The following is a 5,573-nucleotide window of genomic DNA, read 5'->3' on the forward strand; positions in this document are numbered from 1 at the left end:
CGGCGCCGCGAGTTGATCCCAAGGACGACATCTGCTCGCTGGTCATCATTCCGTCCGAGCTCATCCCGCCCATGTCCATGCCAGCCATATCGCCGGAGTCGGCTGTGGTCGGCATACCCGTCGGAGCTCCCCATTCGGTGAGCCATCCCTGCATCTGGGTGATCTCCGGCCCCTGGGCGCTCTTGATTTGAGTAGCCAGGCTCTTGATTTGCGCAGAATCACTGCGTTGCAGGGCCAGGTCTGCCATCTCAACCGCCTGCTGATGGTGCGGAATCATCAACTGAGCAAAAGCAATCTCCGCCGCGTTGCCGGTCAGGCTTCGGGACGACGCGGATTGCGGTGGCGTTGGTGCATCTGCGGTATTGCTGCTGCAACCCGTCGTAAATGCGGTGATGGCAACGACTGCTGCCGCGGTGGCTATGGCAACTCGATAACGCATGTTTCCTCTTTCTGAAGTGGGTCAGTTCCTCTGGGTTACGGCATTTCACGCTCAAGCGGTGTAATCCAGACGCGTCATCATTCCGGCCTCCGCGTGGTAGAGGTTGTGGCAATGGACCATCCACTTGCCAGGGTTGTCGGCCCGAAGATCAATCGCGACTGAGCCCATCGCTGGCACCAGGACGGTGTCCTTGCGCGGGCCCCGACCACCTGCATCACCCACCTGAAATGTGTGCCCATGGACGTGCATCGGGTGCGGCATCATCGAGTGGTTGGTGAGGTGGAATCGACCGAGCTGTCCCTGCTGGATCGTCAGCGGCTCGGTCTGGTCATACGTCCGGCCGTTGATCGTCCACCTGTAGTCGGACATGCTGCCTGCGAGTCGCACACCCTGTTCAGTGTCGACGGAACCTGCGGCCAGTTCCGACCCGTCGGCGACTGCCAGTCCGCGTACGGTGAGCGGCTCCTGCTGCAACTCGCTCGGGCGAACGGATGGAGCGGGAACTGATCCCGAACCTGTCCGCACAAGGGCTCGCGCCTGACCCGACTTGCCAAGTGGTTCGGCGACCAAGACGAAGACGCCGTCCTTCAGTTCGACGATCGCGTCATATCGCTCACCCATCGAAATCTGCAGCGAGTCGGCTGACACCGGTTGTACCGGGTAGCCGTCGCTGGCGATCACGTCCAGTTTGTGCCCGGCGAGTGCGACGTTGAAGATCGTGTCAGCAGCGGCGTTGATGATGCGCACGCGTACTCGCTGGCCCGGCTTGGCTCGAAGCACGTCCGGATCGGTCTCGGCGCGGCCGTTGATGAGGTACATCGGATAGTCGACGTCACCAGCGTCCGTGGCACCCATCCCCATGCCACCACCACCGCCGGAGTCCCCAGCCGACATCCCCATGCCGCCACCCATGCGCGAATTGCCGCCCATGCCGCCGCCCATGGAACCGCCACCGGCCTTCAAGTCGGCCATGAGTGCATCGGGAGTCTTCCCCACGCCGTCTGTCCAGTCGTCGAGCACGACGATCCACTCGCGGTCGTAGCGACCCGACTCATTCGGATCGTCGACGATAAACGGCGCGTACAGACCGCGGTCGAGTTGCAGGCCGGTGTGCGGATGTAGCCAGTGGGTTCCGGAATCGGGGAGCACAAACTCGTAATCAAAGCCGCGACCCTGCGGTATCGGCGGCATCGTGACGCCCGGCATTCCGTCCATGTCATTGCGAATCGCCAGGCCATGCCAATGCACGCTCGTGTCCTCCGGCAGGTCATTGGTGAACGCGATCTTGACGCGGTCGCCAACGTTCGCCCGCAGCACCGGACCCGGCACGGACCCGCCGTAACCCCAGGTGCTGACGATCCGACCGCCCAGATCGTGCTCGACGGGTTGGGCGCGCAGCTTGAGGGTTCTCGTTGCCCCCGATGTGGGTCGAGCGGCCTCGGCCGACGCAATCGCTGCAGGAGAGACGGTCCCGGTTGAGCGTTGCCCGCAGGCAGCCAGTCCGGCAACGACGCCCAATCCCACGAACCCGCCGAGGATTTCGCGCCGAGTCAACTCGCGCACAGGAGGCATGGCCACAGCCTTGCTCGACAACCCGTGGAACCTACGGAGGTTTCATGGAGGTTTGGTGAAGATCGGCATACATGTGGCACGGACCAGCCCTGCCACCGGCTTCATCAAACCTTCATGTGGTTCACAGCAGAGCTTCAGGAGGCCGTAGCAATGTGGATCGTGGCTAAGGAGGACACCATGATGGACTGGAATGACGTAGGCGGTTCTTGGGGGAACGGCTGGATGATCGGGATGATGCTGGTCGTCTTGCTGATCAGCCTCGGGTTCGGGGCTTGGGCGTTGGTCACCTTGACGCGATCCGACAAACGGACACCCGCCGCTACCGAAAGCGCCCGACAGATCCTCGACCGGCGGCTCGCTAGTGGAGAGATCGACCAGGAGCAGTACCAGCAGCTTCGGCGTACGCTGGCCAACGGTTCCCAAGCGGCTCCGTACGTTCCGCGCAAGTAGCGGGTCCACCGAGGTGGCGGGTCCACCGAGGTGGCAGGTGGACGTGGGCCGTCGCGCGTATTGATGAAGGGGCAGTGGTGTCCGAGCAGCCGTGCGTCTTGGTAGTAGACGATGAGGTCGCGCTGGCAGGAGTGATTGCCTCGTATCTTGAGCGCGAGGGATTGCGCGTCAGCACCGCCCACACTGGCCCTGACGCGATCCAGGCGGTCCGGGAGTTATCGCCGGACCTCGTGGTGTTGGACGTGATGTTGCCCGGATTCGACGGGATCGAAGTGTGCCGCCAACTGCGCACCTTCACCGACTGCTACGTGATCATGTTGACTGCGCGCGACGAAGAGATCGACAAGGTCGTAGGACTGTCCATGGGCGCCGACGACTACGTGGTCAAGCCGTTCTCGCCGCGCGAACTTGTGGCCCGGGTTCGCGCGATGCTGCGACGGCCCCGAACGACGGTAGGACTGGATGCGGGGTCAGGATCAGACGTCGAAGCCGCGATCGACCCAGCCAGCGAGCTGCTGCGGCTCAACGATCTTTCCATCGATCGACTAGCGCGCAAAGCGTGGATGGGCACCCGCGAACTTGAGGTGACCCGAACGGAATTCGACATCCTTGCAACCATGGCTGCTCGGCCACGGATGGCATTCACCCGTCGCCAACTCATCGATTCCGTCTGGGGTTCGGATTGGTACGGCGACGAACACATCGTCGACGTCCACATTGGTCACCTGCGTCGCAAACTCGGTGACGACGCCGCTGAACCCGCCGTCATTCGCACGGTCCGCGGAGTCGGCTACGGAATGGTGGCCGACAAGTGAAGCACCAACTCGGCCTGACGACTCGGCTGTTCGCCGGCCAACTCATCGTGGTCTTCGTGGGAGCAGCCACGTTGCTATTGACCGCGGCCATTGTTGCTCCCCGCGTCTTCGCCGATCACCTTGCCCGGAGCGGGGAGGACACCCCCGGCGTGCAACTGCACGTGCGCAACGCGTTCGAATCCTCGTTCGCCCTCTCCATGTTGGTCGCGACAATCGCGGCAGGAATCGCTGCTGGCTTCCTCTCCTGGTTCCTCGCCCGCAGGGTTGCGCGACCAATTTCTGAACTCGCTGCGGCTTCCGAATCGGTCGCCGCTGGCAACTATCAGGTCGCCGTGCCCAGGCCTGCATTCGGTCAGGAACTCAGCGCATTGTCGCTTGCGTTCGGGGAAATGGCCGATCAGCTCGCGTCCACCGACGCCACCCGTGCCCGGATGTTGGCTGACCTCGCACACGAGCTGCGCACTCCGCTGGCGACGCTGGAGGCGTATATCGACGGTGTGGAGGACAAGGTGGTGCCAGCTTCACCGGAATCGTTCGCCACCATGCGAGAGCAGGTAACCCGGCTGCGCAGGCTCAGCAATGATCTGCGCGAGGCTGCCGCGGCTCAGGAGGGAGCCTTGCATGTGCAGCTCACCGCCCAACCAATCCAGCCGATTGTGTCCAAGGCAGTCGCTGGCGGTGAGCCGCGGTTTGCCGCGAAGTCCGTGAACCTCGTCAACTCCGGCATCGTCGGCGAGGGCGTTCTGGTCGCCGCCGACGGTGACCGGCTACAACAGGTGCTGGCGAACCTGCTGGACAACGCATTGCGGCACACCCCTTCGGGTGGATCAGTTCGCGTGCATTGCACAACGACGCCGACCGCGGTGGAGATACGCGTCATCGACGACGGTGACGGCATTCCTGCGGAGCACCTGGACAGCATCTTCGAACGATTCCACCGCGTCGACGAGTCGCGTGCCTTCGACCGTGACGGCGGTGGTAGCGGACTCGGCCTCACGATTGCGCGGGCCATCGTCATCGATCACCACGGAACCCTGATCGCCACAAGCGCCGGAACCGATACCGGCACGACGATCCGAATGCAGCTACCCCGGTGCTAGCGAAGGATCTCCACGGTCTCCGGACGCTTCGTGAAACCGTGCTCGACGGCGCAAACAGAGGTAGGTTGCCAAGGTGACGATGCAACTGGAGCAGCGCGAGACCGCCCGCAGCGGAGTGCTCGGACGACTGGGGTTGCGGATCGCCCGCGAGCCTTTCGATGGGATGCCTAAGCTGATTTGGTTCGTCGCGATCGGCGTGGTGCTCGCCGCCGGGTTCGCGGTTTTCGGATTGCCGAGCTATCAACTCCCTATGCCAACCTGGGAATTCGGCGTCGTCACTCCGACGTGCGGCCTCACCCGCGCCAGCACCGCATTGGCTCGAGGCGAGTTGGTGACCGCGTGGCACTTCAATCCCGCCGCATTCGTGCTTGCTTTGGCCGCTATCGGTGCCGTTGCGCGTTCCGTCGTCGGCTATCTCACTCACCGATGGGTCAACATCACCATGAAACCGACCAGACTGGGTTGGGTGGTGATTGCCGCACTCGTCCTGCTGTGGTGGGGCAATCAACAACTCAATGCGCACCTGATCATGACCGGTTCGATCTGATGTGATCTGATCTGCCGATCGTGGATCACAGGCGCCGCTAGGCAGTCGCGGTCTTCATCGCCGCGGTGATGTCGTCCTTGGGTGGCGTGACCGCCTGCAGCACAACCTGGCCATCACTGTTCAGGACCACGATGGTGCTGACTGCGTTCACCCCGTAAGCCTTGGAGATCTCACCGTTGGTGTCGTTCACACCAACCATGGCCGGGCTCTTGATGTACTCCAGAAATCCCTTGCTGGTGCGCACGTTCTCGCTCGGATCGATGTTCACCGCGACGTACTGGGCGTTGGGATATTGCGGCGCGAGGGTGGCGATGTGCTGGGTGATGCCGACGCAGGTGCCACAGCCAACCGAGTAGAAGATCAGCACGGTTGCTTCGCCAGGTGCAGGGATCGTGGTCGGCTTGCCCGCGATCGTCTCGGCTGAGATCGGCGTCATCGGATTTCCGTATTGCGAGCTCTCGGCAGAACTTGAGCCACAGGCCGCTAGCACGACAGTCACCACCGCAGCGACCGCGAACCCAGCGACCGTCCTGACGGTGCGGCGTCCACTGCGCTGGGCAACGAGGTGTTGGGTGCTCATGCACTATTCCTATCTGTTGGACGCCGACTCAACGACGAAGGGTCTGGATCGGCTCGGTCGTGGGGTTTGG

Annotated in this window: 7 protein-coding genes; 4 read left to right on the forward strand and 3 right to left on the reverse strand. The window is 63.0% G+C overall.

Annotated elements, in window-relative coordinates; genetic code table 11:
* Both KAZ48_07230 and KAZ48_07235 read right to left on the reverse strand, forming a co-directional pair.
* Positions 1–439 (reverse strand): DUF305 domain-containing protein (locus KAZ48_07230; protein MBP7972576.1); only part of this gene is annotated, 439 nt, incomplete at its 3' end.
* 51 nt (positions 440–490) lie between these two features.
* Positions 491–2,011, reverse strand: coding sequence for a multicopper oxidase family protein (locus KAZ48_07235; GenBank protein ID MBP7972577.1), 1,521 nt, complete (start codon positions 2,009–2,011; stop codon positions 491–493).
* A 114-nt stretch (positions 2,012–2,125) separates the two neighbouring features.
* Between KAZ48_07235 and KAZ48_07240 the strand changes: the two genes are divergently transcribed.
* The 4 genes from KAZ48_07240 to KAZ48_07255 all read left to right on the forward strand — a co-directional run bounded on the left by KAZ48_07240 (position 2,126) and on the right by KAZ48_07255 (position 4,923).
* Positions 2,126–2,461 (forward strand): SHOCT domain-containing protein, encoded by a 336-nt coding sequence (locus KAZ48_07240; protein MBP7972578.1) that lies wholly within the window; start codon positions 2,126–2,128, stop codon positions 2,459–2,461.
* Positions 2,462–2,520: 59 nt separating this feature from the next.
* The gene (locus tag KAZ48_07245; protein MBP7972579.1) at positions 2,521–3,276 is read left to right on the forward strand and encodes a response regulator transcription factor; all 756 of its coding nucleotides are present in this window, start codon (positions 2,521–2,523) and stop codon (positions 3,274–3,276) included.
* Entirely contained in the window at positions 3,273–4,376 is a 1,104-nt protein-coding gene (locus tag KAZ48_07250; GenBank protein ID MBP7972580.1) for a HAMP domain-containing histidine kinase, read from the forward strand. Before KAZ48_07245 ends, KAZ48_07250 begins: the two co-directional genes overlap by 4 nt.
* Before the next feature lie 73 nt (positions 4,377–4,449).
* Positions 4,450–4,923, forward strand: a complete 474-nt coding sequence (locus tag KAZ48_07255; GenBank protein MBP7972581.1) for a DUF2752 domain-containing protein — start codon at positions 4,450–4,452, stop codon at positions 4,921–4,923.
* 37 nt (positions 4,924–4,960) lie between these two features.
* On the opposite strand, the gene KAZ48_07260 is transcribed toward KAZ48_07255, so the two are convergent.
* Positions 4,961–5,503 (reverse strand): redoxin family protein, encoded by a 543-nt coding sequence (locus KAZ48_07260; protein ID MBP7972582.1) that lies wholly within the window; start codon positions 5,501–5,503, stop codon positions 4,961–4,963.
* Between the last annotated feature and the right edge of the window lie 70 nt (positions 5,504–5,573).

Source organism: Candidatus Nanopelagicales bacterium, assembly GCA_018003655.1.
In the GTDB taxonomy this organism is placed as follows: Bacteria; Actinomycetota; Actinomycetes; order S36-B12; family UBA10799; genus JAGNDY01.

Coding starts and splice junctions, on each gene's coding strand:
- KAZ48_07235 (MBP7972577.1), bottom strand. CDS start 2,011: ATGCCTCCTGTGCGCGAGTTGACTCGGCGCGAAATCCTCGGCGGGTTC.
- KAZ48_07240 (MBP7972578.1), top strand. CDS start 2,126: ATGTGGTTCACAGCAGAGCTTCAGGAGGCCGTAGCAATGTGGATCGTG.
- KAZ48_07260 (MBP7972582.1), bottom strand. CDS start 5,503: ATGAGCACCCAACACCTCGTTGCCCAGCGCAGTGGACGCCGCACCGTC.